The sequence below is a fragment of the Psychrobacter sp. NPDC078501 genome (genome assembly GCF_044900935.1).
In the GTDB taxonomy this organism is placed as follows: domain Bacteria; phylum Pseudomonadota; class Gammaproteobacteria; order Pseudomonadales; family Moraxellaceae; genus Psychrobacter.
This window is the reverse complement of record NZ_JBJDOS010000001.1, coordinates 567,726-587,215: the sequence shown is the minus strand read 5'-3', so window position 1 is coordinate 587,215 and position 19,490 is coordinate 567,726. Positions and strand designations below refer to the sequence as shown.

General features: G+C 43.3%; 19 protein-coding genes. 10 read left to right on the top strand and 9 right to left on the bottom strand.

The features are described 5' to 3' along the window. Positions 1 to 171: 171 nt before the first annotated feature. From ACI2IW_RS02415 to ACI2IW_RS02385, 7 genes are all read left to right on the top strand, one after another. Positions 172 to 351: a hypothetical protein gene (locus ACI2IW_RS02415; protein ID WP_102094349.1), complete on the top strand. Its 180-nt coding sequence runs from the start codon at positions 172 to 174 to the stop codon at positions 349 to 351. Positions 352 to 655: 304 nt separating this feature from the next. Continuing rightward, positions 656 to 3,448, top strand: coding sequence for a DNA gyrase subunit A (gene gyrA / locus ACI2IW_RS02410; protein ID WP_404692516.1), 2,793 nt, complete (start codon positions 656 to 658; stop codon positions 3,446 to 3,448). A 176-nt stretch (positions 3,449 to 3,624) separates the two neighbouring features. Then, positions 3,625 to 4,695, top strand: a complete 1,071-nt coding sequence (gene rarD / locus ACI2IW_RS02405) for an EamA family transporter RarD (protein ID WP_102092003.1) — start codon at positions 3,625 to 3,627, stop codon at positions 4,693 to 4,695. Between the two features lie 240 nt (positions 4,696 to 4,935). Beyond that, positions 4,936 to 6,006 carry an EamA family transporter RarD gene (gene rarD / locus ACI2IW_RS02400; RefSeq protein ID WP_404692515.1) on the top strand — a complete coding sequence of 357 codons (1,071 nt, stop codon included), beginning with the start codon at positions 4,936 to 4,938 and terminating at the stop codon, positions 6,004 to 6,006. Between the two features lie 194 nt (positions 6,007 to 6,200). Continuing rightward, positions 6,201 to 6,869, top strand: coding sequence for a glutathione S-transferase (locus ACI2IW_RS02395; protein ID WP_102092001.1), 669 nt, complete (start codon positions 6,201 to 6,203; stop codon positions 6,867 to 6,869). 94 nt (positions 6,870 to 6,963) lie between these two features. Then, positions 6,964 to 7,275 (top strand): hypothetical protein, encoded by a 312-nt coding sequence (locus ACI2IW_RS02390; protein WP_404692514.1) that lies wholly within the window; start codon positions 6,964 to 6,966, stop codon positions 7,273 to 7,275. A 104-nt stretch (positions 7,276 to 7,379) separates the two neighbouring features. After that, on the top strand, positions 7,380 to 8,516 hold the full coding sequence (locus tag ACI2IW_RS02385) for a ribonuclease Z (RefSeq protein ID WP_404692513.1): 1,137 nt from the start codon (positions 7,380 to 7,382) through the stop codon (positions 8,514 to 8,516). Between the two features lie 27 nt (positions 8,517 to 8,543). On the opposite strand, the gene ACI2IW_RS02380 is transcribed toward ACI2IW_RS02385, so the two are convergent. Further along, the gene (locus tag ACI2IW_RS02380; protein WP_404692512.1) at positions 8,544 to 9,515 is read right to left on the bottom strand and encodes an ATP-binding protein; all 972 of its coding nucleotides are present in this window, start codon (positions 9,513 to 9,515) and stop codon (positions 8,544 to 8,546) included. A 192-nt stretch (positions 9,516 to 9,707) separates the two neighbouring features. Here ACI2IW_RS02380 and ACI2IW_RS02375 point away from each other — a divergent pair, with 192 nt between their 5' ends. From ACI2IW_RS02375 to ACI2IW_RS02365, 3 genes are all read left to right on the top strand, one after another. Further along, positions 9,708 to 10,748: a serine/threonine protein kinase gene (locus ACI2IW_RS02375; protein ID WP_404692511.1), complete on the top strand. Its 1,041-nt coding sequence runs from the start codon at positions 9,708 to 9,710 to the stop codon at positions 10,746 to 10,748. A gap of 167 nt (positions 10,749 to 10,915) precedes the next feature. Continuing rightward, a complete protein-coding gene (locus ACI2IW_RS02370; RefSeq protein ID WP_404692596.1) occupies positions 10,916 to 11,476 on the top strand; it encodes a DJ-1/PfpI family protein in 561 nt (186 codons plus the stop codon). 59 nt (positions 11,477 to 11,535) lie between these two features. After that, entirely contained in the window at positions 11,536 to 11,934 is a 399-nt protein-coding gene (locus ACI2IW_RS02365) for a ribbon-helix-helix domain-containing protein (protein WP_404692510.1), read from the top strand. A 366-nt stretch (positions 11,935 to 12,300) separates the two neighbouring features. On the opposite strand, the gene ACI2IW_RS02360 is transcribed toward ACI2IW_RS02365, so the two are convergent. The 8 genes from ACI2IW_RS02360 to ACI2IW_RS02325 form a co-directional block, all read right to left on the bottom strand. Further along, positions 12,301 to 12,789: a hypothetical protein gene (locus ACI2IW_RS02360; RefSeq protein ID WP_404692509.1), complete on the bottom strand. Its 489-nt coding sequence runs from the start codon at positions 12,787 to 12,789 to the stop codon at positions 12,301 to 12,303. 16 nt (positions 12,790 to 12,805) lie between these two features. After that, the gene (locus ACI2IW_RS02355; protein WP_404692508.1) at positions 12,806 to 13,351 is read right to left on the bottom strand and encodes an N-acetylmuramoyl-L-alanine amidase; all 546 of its coding nucleotides are present in this window, start codon (positions 13,349 to 13,351) and stop codon (positions 12,806 to 12,808) included. A 64-nt stretch (positions 13,352 to 13,415) separates the two neighbouring features. Beyond that, on the bottom strand, positions 13,416 to 13,757 hold the full coding sequence (locus tag ACI2IW_RS02350; RefSeq protein ID WP_191115008.1) for a hypothetical protein: 342 nt from the start codon (positions 13,755 to 13,757) through the stop codon (positions 13,416 to 13,418). Then, entirely contained in the window at positions 13,757 to 14,278 is a 522-nt protein-coding gene (locus ACI2IW_RS02345) for a hypothetical protein (protein WP_404692507.1), read from the bottom strand. Before ACI2IW_RS02345 ends, ACI2IW_RS02350 begins: the two co-directional genes overlap by 1 nt. 56 nt (positions 14,279 to 14,334) lie before the next feature. Further along, on the bottom strand, positions 14,335 to 14,649 hold the full coding sequence (locus ACI2IW_RS02340; protein ID WP_404692506.1) for a hypothetical protein: 315 nt from the start codon (positions 14,647 to 14,649) through the stop codon (positions 14,335 to 14,337). Positions 14,650 to 14,664: 15 nt separating this feature from the next. Continuing rightward, positions 14,665 to 15,315: a hypothetical protein gene (locus tag ACI2IW_RS02335; protein ID WP_404692505.1), complete on the bottom strand. Its 651-nt coding sequence runs from the start codon at positions 15,313 to 15,315 to the stop codon at positions 14,665 to 14,667. Between the two features lie 289 nt (positions 15,316 to 15,604). Continuing rightward, a complete protein-coding gene (locus tag ACI2IW_RS02330; protein ID WP_404692504.1) occupies positions 15,605 to 18,892 on the bottom strand; it encodes a host specificity protein J in 3,288 nt (1,095 codons plus the stop codon). Continuing rightward, positions 18,892 to 19,467 (bottom strand): tail assembly protein, encoded by a 576-nt coding sequence (locus ACI2IW_RS02325; protein ID WP_404692503.1) that lies wholly within the window; start codon positions 19,465 to 19,467, stop codon positions 18,892 to 18,894. The genes ACI2IW_RS02330 and ACI2IW_RS02325 overlap by 1 nt, the downstream gene beginning before the upstream one ends. Positions 19,468 to 19,490: the final 23 nt, after the last annotated feature.

The window sequence follows — 19,490 nt, the reverse complement described above, 5'->3', positions numbered from 1 at the left end:
AACCACGTATGATCCCTATGCTCAAGATTTTAGCGTTAAATTAAATGTCATGTTGAATTGTAGGTAGAAATATAAGTATTCACTCAGTTAGTCAAAATAAATCTTGTCGAGCTGTACTGAATGAGTATAGTATTTTTCTATTTAATATCCATCAGATATGGAGAATAAACAATGAAATCAATCAGCACAGCGCTACTTGCCCTAGTATTTACTTTTACATCTATGAGCCAAGCACAAGCTCGAAATACGCCTTGTTCAGGTAAAATGGGCGGGGTGTCTCATTGCTCAGCAGATGGTAAGTTTGTTTGTAAAAATGGCAAAATCAGCCAATCAAAAAAAACCTGCCATTAGAATTATTTTAGTGTGTGTCAATAATTCAAAATATCACTGTGAATGAACCGCCTAGCTTGATTTTAATGGTGGTCAGAACCCCCTAAATCAGCAAATTTGTGCTAAAATAGCTTCTTTTATTAAACATTGTTTTTAACAAAAACCGTATCACTATTTTCCTATTGTTTTGCACGTGTAGCAGTGTTTTTTTATGGTATCTATTTTGGTCATGACTGCCCATTTATGTGGCAGTATTTTTATATGATCTATGGGTGCTATAAGCGATGTGTCAACGTTAGAAAAAAATGTGAGTGAAGGAGTGTATATGAGCGAATCGGTCAGTCCTATTGGCATCGTAGATGAACTAAAGCAGTCGTATTTGGATTATGCGATGAGCGTGATCGTCTCGCGTGCGCTGCCTGATGTGCGTGATGGGTTCAAACCTGTACACCGCCGCGTGATGTATGCCATGCACGTGCTATCAAACGATTATAACAAACCGTACAAAAAGTCAGCACGTGTGGTCGGTGATGTTATCGGTAAATACCATCCACATGGCGATAGTGCCGTCTATGATGCCATCGTCCGTATGGCGCAGGATTTCAGCTTGCGCTATCCAATGGTTGATGGTCAAGGTAACTTTGGCTCGATCGATGATGATCCTCCGGCAGCGATGCGTTATACCGAAGTACGTATGACCAAACTGACCCACCAGATGCTCGCTGATTTGGACAAAGATACGGTCGATTGGGAAGACAACTACGACGGCTCTGAGCGCATGCCAAGCGTAATGCCAGCGCGTATTCCTAACTTATTGGTCAATGGCGCGACGGGTATTGCCGTTGGTATGGCGACCAATATGGCCCCGCATAACCTGACCGAAGTGATCAATGCTTGTTTGGCCTATGCTGAAAACCCACAAGTTTCAGCCGAAGAGCTGATGTCGCATATCTCAGGTCCTGACTTCCCTACAGGTGGTATTATCTATGGCCGCGCGGGCATTTTAGATGCTTATCGTACGGGTAAAGGCCGTTTGCATATTCGTGGTCGTTATCATATCGAGCCGATGAGCAATTCTGGCGTTAACCGTGATCGTGAGCGCATCGTATTTACCGAAGTACCTTATCAGGCCAACAAAGCCAAACTGATTGAGCGTATCGCAGAGCTGGTCCGTGATAAAAAAATCGAAGGTATTAGCGAAATTCGTGATGAGTCTGATAAAGATGGTATGCGTATAGCTATTGATTTGCGTCGCGGTGAGACGGCTGAAGTTATCGTTAATAACCTATTTCTACAAACGCCGCTAGAGTCTAGCTTTAGTATCAATATGGTGGCGCTGGATAATGGTCAGCCAAAACTATTGACCTTGCGTCAGCTTATCGCTGCATTTGTCCGTCATCGTCAAGAAGTGGTGACACGTCGTACGATTTATGAATTGAACAAAGCCCGCGTTCGTGGTCATTTGCTAGAAGGTCTAACGGTCGCTCTAGCCAATATTGATGAGATTATCGCGACGATTAAAGCCTCTGCAAATCGTGGCTTGGCGCGCGAAAGTCTATTAAATAACACATGGGGTTCAGGTAGCGTCGTTGCGATGCTCACGGCTGCTGGTAGTCAATCAGTACGTCCTGAGTTTATCGAAGGCGAAGATCCTAAAGCGCCGTTTGGTCTAATCGAAGGCGAAGAGCGCTATCGTTTGTCACTTGAGCAGGTCAATGCGATTTTAGATATGCAATTGCATCGTCTGACTGGCCTTGAGCAAGATAAGTTGACCGAAGAATACCAAGATTTACTGCGTGAAATCGCACACTTAGAGTCTATCCTTGGCGATTTTGATAAGCTGATGGCTATTATCTCTAATGAGATGATTGAGATTCGCGATAACTTTGGTGATGAGCGCCGTACCGATATCATCGATTCACGTATGGACTTTAGTCGCGAAGATCTTATCCCTGAGCAAACGGTCGTCATGACGGTATCGCGTACTGGCTACGCCAAAACTCAGCCGATTGATGACTATGTCGCACAAAAACGCGGCGGTAAAGGTAAGTCTGCCACGGCAATGAAAGAAGATGATGTAATCGATCATTTAGTCGTGACATCAACGCATTCTACGGTACTGTGTTTCACTGATAGTGGACGTGTCTTTAGCTTACGTGGTTTTGAAGTGCCGATTGCCAGTCGCGGTGCTCGTGGTCGTCCATTGGTCAATCTAATTGGCCTAAATAGCGACGAAACCGTTACAACCATACTACCAATTCCAAAAATTGTGGAAGATACATCAGTAGTAAGTGAAGTATCAGAAGTAAGCAATGATGACGATTCGGTAGAAGATAGCAACCAAGCAGAGCCGCCTTTTGTATTCTTTGCCACGGCCAACGGTACAGTGAAGCGGGTAGAGCTGAAGCAGTTTGCCAATATTCGCTCGAACGGTTTGATTGCGGTTGGACTAGAAGACGGTGATAAATTGGTCAGCGCTCGTATCACTAACGGTAGCCAAGAAGTGATGTTGTTTGCTTCAAGTGGTAAAGCCATTCGTTTTGATGAGAATGATGCGCGTGCGATGGGCCGTACGGCAAAAGGCGTCCGCGGTATGCGTCTGGCTACTGATGAATTTATCAAATCATTAGTCGTTATCGAAGATGATGTACGTGAAATCCTGATTGCTTGTGAAAACGGCTTTGGTAAACGTACCTTCATTGATGAGTTCAATACACAAAATCGTGGCGGTGGCGGTGTGATCGCTATTAAGACCAGTGAACGTAATGGCGCACTAGTACGAGCGACCAAGGTTGACTCTACCGATGATATTATTCTAATCTCTGATAAAGGTACGTTGGTTCGTACCCCAGTTGAGCATGTCGCTAGCTCTGGTCGTAATACGCAAGGCGTAACATTGATTCGTCTGTCAAAAGATGAAAAACTGGTTGCCATGGCACGTGTTGAGCATGAAGAGAGCGATGATGAACTTATCGATGCCATGAGAGAAGACGGTACGTTTGACGTAGAAGGTCAGGAGCAGATAGATATTGATGCGACAACTGACGATACTGCAACTACTGACGTCGATGATGTGATTGATATTGCAAACGATCATAAACCAAGTGACAATCTATAATAGACTAACTATGCATAAGACGATGACGAGTAATAGTCTTGGTAATTAGCTTTTGAGTCTAGTCTCTTAGCATTTTTCTAGAAAAAAGCCTCTGACGTTATCGTCGGAGGCTTTTGTTTTTTAATTCTCATTTTTTCAATACTGTAAATAAGGTTCTATTTTTTAAGGCTGTTGTTATGCTTACGACCAATCAAACTTTTCAGGGAACGGTTGCTTCGGTATCATCGAGCTTTTTATTCTCGATGATGTTTTTGTTTGGACTGTTTATGCTGCCCTTAACAGGGACGCAGGTAGCCTCATGGCGTGTGCTCATGATGTTGCTCAGTTTGGTGATATTGGTCAGTTTGACTAAGCAGTGGCAACGTGTTTTTGATTATATAAAGACGCTAAAGACAATCAAGGATTGGTTAATATTTATACTACCTGCACCAATCCTAGGTGGACAGATTTGGTTGTTTATGTGGGCGCCGGTCAATGGGTTTGGTCTCGATGTCACGTTGGGCTATTTTTTATTGCCGCTAGTGATGATTGTGCTTGGTCGATTCTTTTACCATGAATATATGAGCATCTTGCAGTGGGCTGCCGCGATATTTGCAGCACTCGGTATCGGCTACGATATTGTTCAGTATGGATCAGTATCTTGGGTGACACTGTTTGTATGCTTGGGTTATCCACCGTATTACCTGCTACGACGCACCCTTTCTGTACCGCCTATTACAGGGTTATTGTTTGATTTGACGCTGTTGACACCAGTCGTGCTCATCGTGCTTTATATGACGGGCGGTTTTGATGTTGCGGCGCAAGACATGAAGTTCTGGTATCTATTGCCGCTGCTTGGTGCTTTTAGTGCGCTTGCGATGTCGCTGACGATGATTGCTAGTAGTAAGCTGCCAGTATCACTGTTTGGGGCGCTAAGTTATATAGAGCCGATGCTGTTATTCGTATTGTCTATTACTATTTTGAGTCAAAGCCTTGAAGAAGGTGGTTCGCTCTTTATGTACGGCATGATTACGCTTGCGCTACTGGTTATGATGGCTGATAGCATAAAAGGCTATCTCGTTCGTCAGCGTAATGATCGCTTGCATGGCTATAGAGAGCTTCAGATTGGCGGCTTTCCACCGCGTCGTCATTTTATCAATCAGCGTATCGATGGCGTGCTAAAAGCCCATCGTTTTCGCAAGATTCGTCGTTACCAAAAGAAGATGGATAAGATACAACAAAAAATCCAACAACTTGATGCAAAATAAGTATTTACCTGCATTAAATTTACTGAATTTAAAAGTTTAGACACTAGATGAACAGTGGCATTGCTTATTCATTCTGACTTTGACATAATGCCGACCATGATGTAAGCCTAGTACATCAAAAGCGTTCAACTTAGATTGCGCGACGACCTTATATGCAAAAGCCTCAGACGTTCTCGTCTGAGGCTTTTGTTTTTTTTAAAAATTGCCATGGATGTGCCCCAATCTTTAAAGGCTGTTGTGATGCTGACTACTAACCAAACCTCGCAGGGTATAATCACCGCTGTCGCTGCAAATTTTTTATACTCATTGCTGTTCTTATTTGGTCTACTGCTGCAACCATTATCAGGTACGCAAGTCGCTTCGTGGCGTGTGCTGACAATGTTTTTTAGTCTAGTACTGCTGGTCAGCGTACTAAAGCAATGGCAGCACATTTTTGATTATCTAAAAACACTAAAGAACGCAAAAGAGTGGTTTCTATTTATATTACCTACACCGATTTTGGGCGCACAAATTTGGATATTTATGTGGGCGCCAGTTAATGGCTTGGGGCTTGAGGTAACGTTGGGTTACTTCCTATATCCGATGATTATGATCGTTGTCGGCAGGTTCTTTTACAACGAAGACATGAGCTTACTCCAGTGGGCAGCTATCGTATGTGCAGGTCTTGGTATCGCTTACGATATTTTTGAGTATGGTGCTATTTCTTGGGCGACTTTATTTGTTTGCTTGGGTTATCCTCCTTATTATCTACTGCGTCGTAAGTTGGCTGTGCCGCCTATTACTGGTCTGATTTCAGACCTTGTATTGTTGTTACCAGTGGTATTGGTCGCGCTGTATATGAATGGCGGTTTTGAAGTAGCAATCACCAACCACAAGCTTTGGTATCTATTGCCATTATTAGGGATTATCAGTACCGCTGCGATGTCACTGACGATGGTAGCCAGTCAGAAGCTGCCTGTCTCACTGTTTGGGACTTTGTGCTACCTTGAGCCGATATTCTTGTTCATATTCTCAATCGCAATTTTAGATCGCAGCCTACATGATGGTGGCTCCATGCTGATGTATAGCATGATTTTTATCGCATTGCTGATTATGATTGCTGATAGCGGATTGGGTTATATGGCGCGTAAACGTGAAGACCGCTTACATGGCTACAATGAGCCACAAGTGGGTAGTTTTCCACCACGCCGTCGTCTGAAAAATCGCCGTATTAAAGGCGTGCTAATCGCGCATCGATTCCGCCAAATCAAAAAATATCAGCAAAAGATAGATAAAATGACGCGCAAGATTGAAGCATTGCATTTAGATTGATGTCAAAGAGTACACCGTCTTAGATAGTATCGATTCGGTAGGCATTGTTTTCCATCATGTCTGCCAACTCATAGTATTAAACAAGTAGAAATTACGCTATTATCGAGAGCAGTAGTGCCACGATCGAGTAAACGTATGGTGCTATATCTGAGATATTATGGCTGATTTACTACAATATATAACTAGGACGGTTTATGTTACATCTTCATCATTTAGCAAACTCGCGCTCGTTTCGTATTATCTGGCTGTTGGAAGAGCTTGGCGCCGATTATAAACTGACTTGTTATGAGCGCAATAAAGCATACCGTGCTCCTGATAGCTTAAAGCAAGTGCATCCAATTGGTAATGCACCGATACTAGAAGCGGACGATCGCGTGTTGATTGAGTCAGGGTTTATCATTGAGTATCTGATTAAACACTACGATAAAGAAAAGCAGTTCAAACCTGATAATAATAACGAAGCAGCATGGGAAGCCTATACGTTTTGGCTACACTTTGCAGAAGCTTCACTGATGCCACTGTTGGTCATGCGCTTGGTATTCACAAAAGTGGTGTCTCAGTCGCCAATGCTAATCAAACCTATCAGCAAAAAAATCCAAGGTCAGATTGAAAAAAACATGATCAGTAGCGGTTTGGAGAAAATGCTAGATATGATGGAGCGTCATCTACATGAAAATCACTGGTTTGCCGGTAGTGAATTTAGCGCCGCTGATATTCAAATGCATCTTGCAGTCTTGGGTGCCAATGCTGGTGCAGGTTTAGATCAGAGTAAATATACCAATCTTTTGAACTGGCTCAAACGCTGCGAAGAACGAGATGCCTTTAAGCGAGCAGAAAAAAAGGGTGGCCGTCTGAATTTTTAGAGGATACTGGTATAATCCTCTCTCAACGCTTAAGTAGCCATGTAGACCAAAGGCTTTGTTTAAGAATAAACAAAGCCTTTTTTAGGATAATGTTATGACAGATCTAAACACCTCGAATAAAGACCATCTGAAACAAGGTAGCCTAGATCAAAATGACAATCAGTCAGCAACTCAAACATCACTCAATAAGCAAGATACCAGTATGCAAGAAAATAATAGACAACAGATTAATAGCCAACAAGTCTCTATCAAATCGTGGTCACAGAAAATCCTGGTGGTAATTCTGTGTGCAGCGAGCTTTTATGGTGGCTGGAAATCTTACGAATCAAATATGGTAAATGAGTGCACTGCCAATGGTGGACAAATGGTTGAAGGTCAAAAAACCATGATATGCCAACTGTCGTAGCTAGGGGACATTCTTCGCTTATCCTATTCCTGTTATTATTTTTATAATTAAGAGACACTCTCGTACTTCTTAGCCAGTATTCCTGATAAATAAAAGGCATCATTATGCTAAAGCTAACCTTTTTGGGTACGTCCGCGGGTGTACCGACTAAACAGCGTAATGTGACCGCATTGGCAATAGAGTGTCTGAATCCACATACCTCTGGCGTACAGCAAGGAAGTCGTCAACAGAATAATCAGAGTAAGAAATCGCGCCCATGGGTGCTGATTGATTGCGGAGAGGGCACGCAGCAGCAATTGCTACATACTAAGCTTTCATTACATCAATTAGCTGCTATCTGCATCACCCATGTGCATGGTGACCATTGCTACGGTCTGCCAGGACTATTAGCAAGTGCTGCCATGTCAGGGCGCCGTGAGCCATTAACTTTGATTGCCCCAAAAGCAATTGCTACTTTGCTTGAAGCGATTACCGCTACTACAGAGCTTTATTTACCTTTTGCTCTTAATTTTATAGCGATTGAAGAGGTGTTAACTGAGCAAGGTGATACGAACAAAGTTAGCATTAGCTTAAGTGACCAACATCAGCTTGATATTGATATCACGCGGCTATCGCATCGGGTTGCTTCTCATGCCTTTGGTATTACTCAGACTATTAGCCGCCGCCTCCTTAATACAGATAAGCTTGTGGCTGATGGTATTCCAGCAAGTGCACTGTGGGGTAAATTGCAGCAAGGCGAAGATGTCACGACTGAGGGTAATAGACAATTGCGCTCAGTAGATTATGTTGACAATGAGATACAGCGGACGCGAGTGGTGGTGGCAGGAGACAATGATGCGCCAAATTTGTTAAGCAAAGCCGTTATCAATGCGGATTTATTGGTGCATGAAGCTACTTATACGCATGAGGTCATGATGGCTATTCAAGCCAGAAACCCTGACTATGACCCAATGCATAGCAGTGCGCATGTGGTGGGCACATTCGCGCAAAAGATGAACCTGAAAAACATCATTTTGACCCACTTTAGCGCTCGCTATCAGAACTTTGATAATCCAGATAGCGAAACGCCAAATATGGCATATATTCGTTTAGATGCTGAGAGCGTCTACAAAGGTAATCTATGGCTGGCGGCAGATTTTGACCAATATATGGTTGATGGTGCAGTTGAATCGGTAAGCAATCAAGAGAACAGTCAAGAAGAGAGTCGCGTGCAGTATATAGGTTCTGCACGCAGTGATTAGATATGGCTAAGCATTAGTAGATATAATTTAGCGCTTACTGTCTTCAATTTCCAATTGCGTTATACCGCTCCAGTATCGACTGAACTGATATGCAACCCGTCCTGAGCGACCACCACGTTCAGAGGCCCAACGTAGCGCGTCCTTTCTGATCTTGTCAGGCATAGACTGACTTTCCAAAATGTTCTTAGCCTCACTATCCATATCAGCTGAGATTTTTTGCTGTTCTAAATTTAGATAGTGCTGAACGATATGCAGATAAGTCTGCTGATCCATAGGGTGGAAAGTGAGTGATAAACCGAATCGATCTGACAATGACACGGTCTCATCAATGGCCTCATAAGGATTGACTTCATCCGTCTGCCCATTGTAAATTTCGACATTGTCTTTCATCATTTGCGGTAGTAGGCGACGGCGATTACTGGTGGCATAGACCAGTAGTTTGTCTTGCTCAGAGTCTAGCGAGCCATCGAGCACGCTCTTTAGCGCACGATAGCTTTCGTCTTGACCATTAAAAGCGAGGTCATCACAGTATACGATATAGCGGCAATGACAATCTGCTGGTAGGGCATTAATAGCAGCACGAATCTTATCCAATACTTGCAGATCATCGCGGGCAACTTCAATAATACGTAAGCCTTCACTATGATGGGCTTGTAGCAAAGCGCGAATCAATGATGATTTACCGGCACCACGTGTGCCTGACATCAATACATGGTTGGCAGGGTAACCTTTAATAAACTGACGGGTGTTTTGTACCAGTTTCGACTTTTGTGTATCGATACCATGCAAGTCATCTAAGCTCAAAAACAAATTGACCGACAAAGGCTGGAGGTGACCAGTGCGTCCACCGACCCAGCGATAAGCAAGCTGGCTCGGGTCGATTTCAATAGTTGGTGTGACTCGCTCTTGTAAGTACTGACTGAGTAAGTCTAACAAATGTGCGGGTAGGGCGTAAGTAGGTTGATCAGATGGCATGGTCGGGATAGTTGGTTGTGACATAGTGGCTCTAGCAATTAAGGTTGTCTTTAATACCATACCCAAAAATACAATTAACGCTGCTGAAATTTCAGTGCCTACAATCTTAGTACCTATTAATCGTAGTACTTGTAACCATTATTCGCGCTATTATTATCTTTGGAAATGATACGAATGGGAAGGCAATAATCTCACTATATTATGAGAAACAATACCATGGAAAATAGTGCCAGTAATCCGTCTATTACGCAAGCTTTGCAAGCTCAAGCAATGCAGCTATTGTCCATTATTACCCAAGAACTGGACGCACAAGATTTTAAGGAAATAGTGCATCAACGTATTGCTCAGCAAAGCACAGAACAAACGCAAGGTCAGCATGCGCAAGTTGTTAAAACGCAACATATCGACAAGACTTACTTCCAAGGACTAACACGTGCCCAGCATCCACAATTTGGTAGGGTGATGATTAAATGGCAGTTGAGTGATGGCGCTTATACTATTGCTGCCGATTTAACTCATGAAGCGGATATTTTAGCTGCTGTAAATGCTTCATCGAAAATCAAAAATAATGCTATCGCACCGCCACTATTGGCTCATCATTGCGTGGACGTTCAAATACTAGAGCAGTTGCAACACCTAGTTATAGTGGTCATGCCTTATTATCGTAATGGTAGCTTAGCGAGTCAGTTGACCGCTTCAAAACATCTGTCATTGATAGCGTCACAAAAGTATCATTTCATCATGAAGTCTGCATACTTGATAGGCAATTTGCATCAGGCTGGCTGGCTACATAATGATATTAAACCTAGCAATATTTTGCTTGAAGGTTCTGACGATAATTGGCCAGTAGATACTATGAGTAATAGTCTGACTCCTAGATTGTTACTCACTGATTTTGCTTTATCACAACGTATGATGGTGGATAATAGCCAACCAAATCCTGCTGGCACACCAGCGTATCTCGCACCTGAGCGCTGGCAAGGTCAGGGTGCAACGGTGCAAAATGATATCTACGCGTTTGGCGTAATGATGGTTGAGATACTAACAGGGAAACGCCCGTTTCAAGTAAATGCCGACAGCCATGAAAAATCAAAAGCGTGGGCGATTCAGCATTGCCAGCAACCCATTCCAACGTTGTCAGCAGAATATAGTCATTATCAATTTATTGTCGATAAAGCATTGGCGAAGCGGGAAGAGAGACGGTATCAGGACATGGATAAGATATTGATAGATTTAAAGTTATTAGAAAATAGCTGAATTTATTATTTTATTTTAAAAAGTGATTGTTTGTAGTATTCATATATTACCTAGTCATTGTTTTTTATGTTTGAATGGATATTCAGGCTCATTTTAAGCGAAGTCGCTATAAACTAATTTGGGTTCCCGTATTTCATTACAATGTTTTATTACAATACAGTGAGAATATCATGGCTAAAGTACTGATTATAACTGGTGATTTTGTTGAAGACTATGAAAACATGGTGCCGTTCCAAGCGCTACTAGCGATGGGGCATGAGGTTGATGCGGTCTGTCCAGATAAAGTGGCAGGTGATAGCATCGCTACCTCAATACACGACTTTGAAGGTGACCAAACTTATACCGAAAAACGCGGTCATAACTTTGTCCTTAATGCGTCTTTTGCTGATATCAATGTCGCAGATTACGATGCTTTGTATTTACCAGGTGGACGTGCGCCAGAATACTTGCGTTTGAATGCTAAGGTCATTGCCATGATTCAGCATTTCGCAAATACTAATAAACCGATTGCATCAGTTTGCCATGGGCCACAAATGCTGACGGCTGCTGGCGTATTAAAGGGTAAAAAAGTATCTGCTTATCCTGCGTGTCAGCCAGAAATAGAAATGGCTGGCGCTGAGTATGTCGAGTTACCTATGGATGGCGCTATTACAGATGGCCAACTGGTAACGGCACCTGCATGGCCTGCCCACCCAGCGATGCTAAAGCAGTTTGTTGCCTTGCTATAAGCATTAATTCGGGTCTGTTGAACGCTCAATAGACCCCAGTGACGAGAGAGAATATATATATGTGCCAACTTTTTATTAGTGCTGACGACAGCTTGTGGAGCTCTAAAACCAAATCGCTTCGCATCCAGGGAGTTGTCACCTCAATTCGTTTAGAAGTGTTTTTTTGGGATATATTAGAAGAGTTGTCATTTCGCGATCAAATGACGGTTAATCAGCTGATCACTAAGCTATACCTTGAATCTCTCGATGCTGACCATGATATTGGCAATTTTACCTCTTTTTTAAGAGTTTGTTGTTCTCGTTATTTGTCTTTAATAGCCGATGGCGATCTTTCCCGCGAAACAAGATTACCTTTAGAAAAAGTCGATGCAAAAAATATCATTCAACGTGAAGCCCTTCGTAAAAATCAACGTAGTGCATTATTCAATGATAGTGAGGGAAACCTTTCTATTAATTAGTTCTGTCTATGGTAGGTGCATGAAAGCATTGATGCAGTGGGTAGAGAGGAGCTATTAGCGTATGGATGAAGTGTTAAAGGATTTAGAAAGGTTAAAAAAGTAGATTAATACTTTTGATGATTTATTCTATAGTTCTAATATCAAATTCCAGACACACAAAAACCTGCTAAAAAGCAGGTTTTGATATTTGGTCTAAGATGTACTATCCGAAAATGGTGGGGCTGGAGAGACTCGAACTCTTTTTGCTATAGTCTAATATAAATCAATAAAAAATTAATATAATAAAATCATATAGTTAAAATAAATCGTTTTGATTGGTTTAAATGGTTTTAATGCAAACTGCGTCAAAAACTGCGACAGATTTAATTATCGGCTTGGCCAAGCTTCGCGGAGTCGTCTAGCTTCTTCTTGCTCCCTTGCAGCACTGTTTGCCATCTCGAGATATCGCCCTGTGCATTCTGTAAATAATCCGTTGACTGATTTGGTGTAATCGATAACGGCGGTTCGATTGGCGCTGATAAGGCTGGTTTCGATGTTGGTGATACTGTCTGACAAGCTGTCATTAATAACGACAACACTATCATACTTATCAGCAATTTGCTTTTGTCGTACTGTGCTTTGATTGACCGCATTGATGACTCCTTGGAAGTTTTGGCGTTCTATTTTTCGAACGTCTGACTCGTAATTTGCACGCTCAGTCGCTAAGACAAGCTCATGTTGCACTTTGATAGTGTCAATTGCGTGGCCACGCTGTATATAGAATAGAGATAACACCGCGATGGCAACTATGAGCAAGGCTATGACGAGCCAATGCCAGTAGCGCCATGCTATCTCTAAGAGTATTTTGATTGTCATGGTTCTAGCTCCAAACTTATGCTTTGCAGCTGACGCCGACGTGCTCAGCGATAACATCCGCAATCTCACGCGCAATCAGCCATTTCTTTGCTTGATACGTTGCAAGCTCAGTGGGGTTAGAGATAAAAAATAGCTCTAAGATGATACCGCCGCCGCGTACGTACCCAAGGCGTGAGTGCTGACCACTATTTTCAGGCTTAAACCCGCCGTCGTTACCACGGGTGGGGATGCCCATTACGTCGCTGACCGCTTCGCAAAGTGCTCGACAAATCACTTTGTCTTTGGGTTGAGCTAGCGCTTCGACACCACCGGCTGATTGTTTGTGAAAAGCGTTGCAATGAAACTCGATCGCAACTTTGCCTTGCTTGATCAGCTTGATTGCGTTACGAAGCGTTTGATTGTCACTACCATGGCCATCGGTAACGACTTCTATGTCTTTACGCTCAAGATATAGAGCTACCATATTGCGCATATCAGTTGCGATTGATGCTTCGGTGATGTTGCCGTTTACGGCACCTGGGTCTGTGTTGCTGTGACCTGCTGTAATTACTACTGTAGTCATAATATTTACCTTATTTTAGGCATTAAAAAAGCCCCAAAATTGGGGCTATAATTAATGTTGATTATTATTTGTCTATGTTCTCAACTACTTTTTCGCCTATTTTATCCGCGACTTGAGCTGCAAACTTTGGACTAACAATGTCTAGCGCAACCATCAAATAGCCGGAGAATGCGCCAGCTGGGATTGATATTAGACAAAGTGGCAATAGGTAAGTTAGACCAAACTTTTTTTGTAGAACTTCAGCGATTGCACTGCCTGCTACAATCGCTGTAAAAATTAGAATTAATGATATTTTTACGTCATAGCCTTTTTTGTTGATGCCGTAGATACCACCAACAAAGCCGCCAAACATACCGAAGATTACTTGTGGAGTGAATGAAGCGATCACCTCTGATACTAAGCTCATTACATCTCCTTAATAGTGACTCGCTCTTTTAAGATCGCTCGCTTGATGATCTTATTGCCTGTGAAAAACATGGCGGCTGCCCATATGCCAAAGATGACTGTTGCCGGTGTTATCATGCCGTGTTGGGCAGCATAGTAAGCGCCTGTGATCACACCCCACGCCAATGATGATGCTATCTGACAAAGTCCACTCGCTTTGACTGCTCTTATTGATGGCACTAGCATTGCTATTACCTGTAGGACACCTAAAACGAAAAATCCTACAAACCACCAAATAGATACTGAGTCAAAAACCCTATAGCTGGGCATTGCTAATCCACCAGTATCGAAAGCCTTATTGCAGATAAAAACAAGGCTGAAAGTTAGTATGAATAGAGCATTAATAACTTCCGCAAATGTAATACTGATTGCCAAATATCGCTTTAATTTAATAAGTGACTTGCTTGTCTTTCTTGCTGATTCCGATTTACATAGCCATTTATTGAATAAAAACATCCTTAACAGTGTTTGTTTGATGTCCATAAGAACCCTCAAATTTTAGTCGTAAAAAAACCGCCTAATTGGCGGGGTTCGGTGAATTAGCAGTCGTGCAAACAATGATAATATTTAAGTTTGATGAAGACACCACTATAATCATAACCAAACCCTTCTTTGACGTCACTGTCTCTTCTGTAGCTGTAGCCACTTGAAAATTCGTATTTTTTATTTTGTAGCTTTATACCAATGATGCCATTGTAGGGCGATAGTCTATAAATATTTTGCTCATAACCTTTTTGCACTGTGTTTACATGAGCATCAACAACATCAGTTATTGTATGCTCTGTAAACAGTCCTACCTCTGCATAAGACAAACTAGATACCATCAGTGCAAATACTACATAAAGGTACTTCATATCAATCTCCTTTGGTTAAAAGTTGGTCACATCTACCACTAATGCATACAATCCATAAATATTACCTATCCATCGGTCTGCCGCATTGCTATCTCGATGCTCTACCGTTTCTTCCATTGCTAAGTACCCGCTACGTAGCGAAACTCCTGACGTCATGAAGTTAGAGCCACTCGTCCACAAAGGCTGACGAATTAAAACGACTGCGGCTGTTACTGATCCGTGATTTTTACGCCAATGCGTTGTTCTGCCATTTACCGAAGTGCCTACTTGTCTTACGTCAGGTATGTTTATTATCTCTAGTATTTTCAATGGCTTTTGCTCGCTTGAAAATACCAGAGTACCTAAGCTGTTAAAAACCTGAAGCCCAAACCTATCGTTTGCTGTGGGTAGTACTTCTGAAAAATTATACATCGCTCCGTACCCTTGGACGCGGTGTAAGTAGTGGTATTGCCCATCATCTAGAACATGGCGTTGCCGTACCAAATAGTTCACGGTCATTACGCTGTCATTGATAGGACGGTAGGCAGTAATATGACGAGGATCGCGGTATAAATTACCTTCGTTACTTGCGTTAGAAACTATAGTTTCGCTAAAACTCAGTAGCGCGTGCGTGTCAAGCACTTGCTTACGCCCTGCGTCATTGGTAACTTCAAAGCCTAGTCCCATTTAGTACACCCCTACGTAAACCGTACGATTATCGTACGTGCTTTTGTTGGTCACGGTACACGAGCTACCGTTGAAAGTTACACCTAAAACTGTCATATCCCCAGTGTGCCGGTACTCGGGGGACACGATATAGAAAGGTGTTTCGGTAGCTAGCAATGGGTCGCTGAATGTGACCGGGTTGGCACTAGGTTTAAAAACCCCTAGCACCTTTACTGTCTGCGATGGGGTATCTAGCGTTAAGACTCCGTCTGCATCCCATATTTGTAATCCTTGTGGCATTTTAATCCCCTTACCAAAGCCCTAGACGGACTCTTAATTTATTGCTGCTATCATAAACGCTAAGCAAACTATCTTTTATCTCCAATCGAGCGCCAGTGGTTGCTGATTTAAAATGTCCGATAGTTGCCGATAGTGCTGAAAGTGAAGTGATAGAAGCTGTGTTTATCTGAGCAATATCAATAGCAGCTTTATGAATGAATGAAGCTTGCATATAAGTGCCAGCTGGTACAACCGTGCCATTGATCGTCTGGGGTGATGTTAAAACCATAAATGGTGACGCACCTTTACCAGTGCCAGTAGGCGGCGCAATCCAAAAATTGTCTGCATTGATAGCAAAATCAGACTGAGTAGATGATGATGCAAGACCAAACCCACTAACACGGCCGTTCACATCAATTTTTAGCGTGTACTGAGCGTTGAGGCCATTAATGCTCGATTGCTGCGTCTGTATGCTTGCGGTATTAGCGCCCACCGTTGTTTGCAGGGTTTCCGTTTTTTCAGACAGTGCGTAGTTCTCACTAGCAATGGTTCTCCAAGTTGTCCAAGCTACTGCTCTAGATGAGTCTGCGTATTGCGTACTATCTGCATACTGGGGTTTATAGTCAGCAACAATGCCGTCTATACGTTGATTTTGAGTGCCTAGTTCGTCAGTAACGGTTGTTTCTAACGCTGTGAATCCAGCATCAACGCCTTCTATTTTATCGATTTCAGCCTTTAAACTTGCGCTTAGACTACTTTCATCAATCTGACCTTGAATCAAGTTCATGACTTTATCAGCACTGGCATCAGTTGTACCCGTTACCCATGCTGACCATGCAGACTTAAATCCTAGCTTATCGACCAAACGCGCACGATAAGACTGCGATAAATTGCCTTGTAAGCCTGTCACTGCATGCGTGTTAGTCGGATAGCTATACTGGCCCAGTAGTTTTACGTTCGTGTTTGGTGCGCTGCCAGTCTCAATTTCAGTGTAAGCTGAATCGCCACTACCTGTCCCAAAACCCCACTTTAATTCCATACCAAACAATATGCCTGTGGCGACCAAGCCGACAACGGTGGGCGGTAATCCAACCTTACCCTGTATGGCCGTTAGTAGTGACGTTGTAGGCTGCGATTGCACATCAAACGCTGACACTGAACGAACACGCGCTAGGTAATTACCGCTATATACGCCCTCAATCTCAACCGATACATTACCTGTGCGTGGTACTTTTACCCATGTACCATCATCTTTGCGCCATTCAACATCGTAAGCCACAGCATCTTTGACTTGTGCCCAGCCGATGACAAGCGTAGCAACTGTCTGACCTTGCACAACACGATGACGACTGGTGATCGTTACACTGCTAGGTGCATCAACAACATCGGGATTAACGATAGTAATATTGGTTGGCTGAACGTCTGTACCATAATCAATCGCATCGTACTTCTGCGGCTCGTGCTGAATAGCGGTGATGTTAAAAGTTGAGTTATCGTTTTGAGCAATCGACATGACACGAAAGCGCATTAGCTTTAAATCTGCTGTTTCAATAGCCCAGACGTTTTCAGCTTCTGCTGCGGTAAATGGTGCCGTTACTGTTAGTTTGCGGCCATTAACTGTCTTGATATTACGACGCTCAGATTGACCACCGCCGCCATTAACGATAAGCACATCACCGACATTAACCACTACGTCACGATCAACGGTTACAACATATTGAGCATCGCTGACAGCAGATACACGGCCCCCGTTGGCACGTCCTGCAAACAACTCATCTGATACATTAATGATGTTGCCGACTTGCGGTATAAATCCATCTAAGCCAACACCAAATGATACCTGGCGCGTCTCTAACTGCTCAGTTTTAAGTGCCCAAAGACCTGCACGTTGAGCTTGTGCCTGACTGGTGCAGCCAAATGCAGCCAAATCGAGCACTTTAACGCCAAATTTGGCCATTGCTTTTTCGTCGCGAATGTACTCGTACTCGGTCTCAAACCCATTCAGCGGATTGTCCCATGCGACTTTCGCTAGTGTATGTCGGTCACGTGCTCTTGTGCCGGTATATTCAAAATTACCATCGATGACATTAGCGCGGGAGAATGTATAAACAGGGTCCTGTGGCACATCTGCATCAAGTACAATGCGCTCACCATTCCAGTAGCTCATGGCTCGAAATATACCAGCAATGTTGGACAGCACTTGATAAGCGTCAGCTTGTTTTTGCAGATAGACGTTACACGTAAAGCGGGGCTCTAAACCGCCTTGACCATCTGATACCATTTGATCGCAATACTGACCAAGCGCATACAATGACCACTTATCAATCATCGTTAAATCTAAGCGTTCACCTAAACCGTAGCGCCATTGTGTGCATAAATCAAAGTACACCCATGCAGGGTTATTGGTGTAAGCGTCTTTAAATGTACCGTCCCAAATGCCTGTGTAAGTACGCGCCACTGCGTCATAATTACTAGGCACACGGATAATTGAACCGCGCACATGCGCTTCTAGTTTTGCAATGCTGCTAAAAGTCTCAGCGTTATATTGCAAGCCAAGTAACGCAGTGTTTGGATAGCGTAGCTTAACGTCGATAACCTCTGCCACTGCATCAATAAACATATCATCTTGTATGTACTCACTGTCACTGTTGGGCGTGATGCGTCTTACACGTATCTGCCACCCTGTTGTGGATTTTGGCAAATCAATGCGGTGTGTGCGCTCATATCCTGCGCTAGTCTTGTCCTCAATTTTGGTCGTTAATACGTTTTGATACGCACCGCCATTGGTCTGTAAATCAATCGCGTAATCAATACGATAGCCTTTTACGTCACCATCGTCTGAGTCAGTTTTTGATAGTCGATTCCACTTGAAACGCACACGGATAGCACTTAGTTGCGTATCAGTAAACGCTTTAATCCACGGAGTATCGCTGCGTAGCTCAACATTAATGGGTGTCTCATTAGACACGTCAGGAAAGCCTTTGATGTACTCTTGCTCGTTTGTACCTGCTCTAAAATCCCACGTTACACCGTCAAAATTACTGTTACCTGCATCATCTAATAATGGCGTACCGTCTAAGCGGATTGACTTGCCACCATCAACCAAACCTGAAATCTCGCCCTCTGCTAAACCGTACAGTAACTTTGCTGTACTGGTGCTTGCTACTGAGTCCTTTGCGATTGACGGTTTGCGTGACTCACTCGAACCTGCTTTTGCGCCTTTAACTGGGTATCTATACACGCAATCATGCATTACTAAGTTTGGGTGGTTATCATCATCGCCTAGCCCTGATCCGTCGTTTCGCCACTTTATAGTCATTATTGATTGTCCTCTGTGTAGATACCTGCCGAGCAAATAAAGCCGCCGATATAGCGTTCACCGTACAAGATAGGCACTGGATTGCCTTGTGCGACCGTTGTAACTGCACCACCAAAGCCATAGTTAGCGCGGTTACCATCTTCGTCTTGCTCACCAAGCTCAGGCGTTGGCATGAGTAGTGAGGCTGCACCACCAATCATAAGGCCGACACCGGCACCAATGGCCCATTGCATACCTGGTACAAAAACACCGACTCCAACTAACACAGCGCCTGCAATGACTTGCACCCAGCCAAACGCATCGCCACCTGCACCCATGATTTTTGGCACAATATGAATAACGCTGGCTGCTGTCATGTTGTCGATGTCGCTTTCACCTAAATTACCTTTTTCATTTACTTCGTCAGCGAACACAGCGAACCTCATGCCGTCTTGCTCGGCGCGTAGCATAAACATTTTAAATTCAGGGATTTGAGAGGCGATAGCGTGTGTGGCTTCTCGTGCTGACTGGATATCTAAGCGAAAAAACTCACCAAATTTGTCAGCAAGTACGCCATGCAGATGTATGGTTTTCATAAATTGCGCCCATAAAAAACCTC

Excerpts from the sequence above, each read along its gene's own strand:
- ACI2IW_RS02415 (WP_102094349.1), top strand. The coding sequence starts at position 172 with ATGAAATCAATCAGCACAGCGCTACTTGCCCTAGTATTTACTTTTACA.
- gyrA (WP_404692516.1), top strand. The coding sequence starts at position 656 with ATGAGCGAATCGGTCAGTCCTATTGGCATCGTAGATGAACTAAAGCAG.
- rarD (WP_102092003.1), top strand. The coding sequence starts at position 3,625 with ATGCTTACGACCAATCAAACTTTTCAGGGAACGGTTGCTTCGGTATCA.
- rarD (WP_404692515.1), top strand. The coding sequence starts at position 4,936 with ATGCTGACTACTAACCAAACCTCGCAGGGTATAATCACCGCTGTCGCT.
- ACI2IW_RS02395 (WP_102092001.1), top strand. The coding sequence starts at position 6,201 with ATGTTACATCTTCATCATTTAGCAAACTCGCGCTCGTTTCGTATTATC.
- ACI2IW_RS02390 (WP_404692514.1), top strand. The coding sequence starts at position 6,964 with ATGACAGATCTAAACACCTCGAATAAAGACCATCTGAAACAAGGTAGC.
- ACI2IW_RS02385 (WP_404692513.1), top strand. The coding sequence starts at position 7,380 with ATGCTAAAGCTAACCTTTTTGGGTACGTCCGCGGGTGTACCGACTAAA.
- ACI2IW_RS02380 (WP_404692512.1), bottom strand. The coding sequence starts at position 9,515 with ATGTCACAACCAACTATCCCGACCATGCCATCTGATCAACCTACTTAC.
- ACI2IW_RS02375 (WP_404692511.1), top strand. The coding sequence starts at position 9,708 with ATGGAAAATAGTGCCAGTAATCCGTCTATTACGCAAGCTTTGCAAGCT.
- ACI2IW_RS02365 (WP_404692510.1), top strand. The coding sequence starts at position 11,536 with ATGTGCCAACTTTTTATTAGTGCTGACGACAGCTTGTGGAGCTCTAAA.
- ACI2IW_RS02360 (WP_404692509.1), bottom strand. The coding sequence starts at position 12,789 with ATGACAATCAAAATACTCTTAGAGATAGCATGGCGCTACTGGCATTGG.
- ACI2IW_RS02355 (WP_404692508.1), bottom strand. The coding sequence starts at position 13,351 with ATGACTACAGTAGTAATTACAGCAGGTCACAGCAACACAGACCCAGGT.
- ACI2IW_RS02350 (WP_191115008.1), bottom strand. The coding sequence starts at position 13,757 with ATGAGCTTAGTATCAGAGGTGATCGCTTCATTCACTCCACAAGTAATC.
- ACI2IW_RS02345 (WP_404692507.1), bottom strand. The coding sequence starts at position 14,278 with ATGGACATCAAACAAACACTGTTAAGGATGTTTTTATTCAATAAATGG.
- ACI2IW_RS02340 (WP_404692506.1), bottom strand. The coding sequence starts at position 14,649 with ATGAAGTACCTTTATGTAGTATTTGCACTGATGGTATCTAGTTTGTCT.
- ACI2IW_RS02335 (WP_404692505.1), bottom strand. The coding sequence starts at position 15,315 with ATGGGACTAGGCTTTGAAGTTACCAATGACGCAGGGCGTAAGCAAGTG.
- ACI2IW_RS02330 (WP_404692504.1), bottom strand. The coding sequence starts at position 18,892 with ATGACTATAAAGTGGCGAAACGACGGATCAGGGCTAGGCGATGATGAT.
- ACI2IW_RS02325 (WP_404692503.1), bottom strand. The coding sequence starts at position 19,467 with ATGAAAACCATACATCTGCATGGCGTACTTGCTGACAAATTTGGTGAG.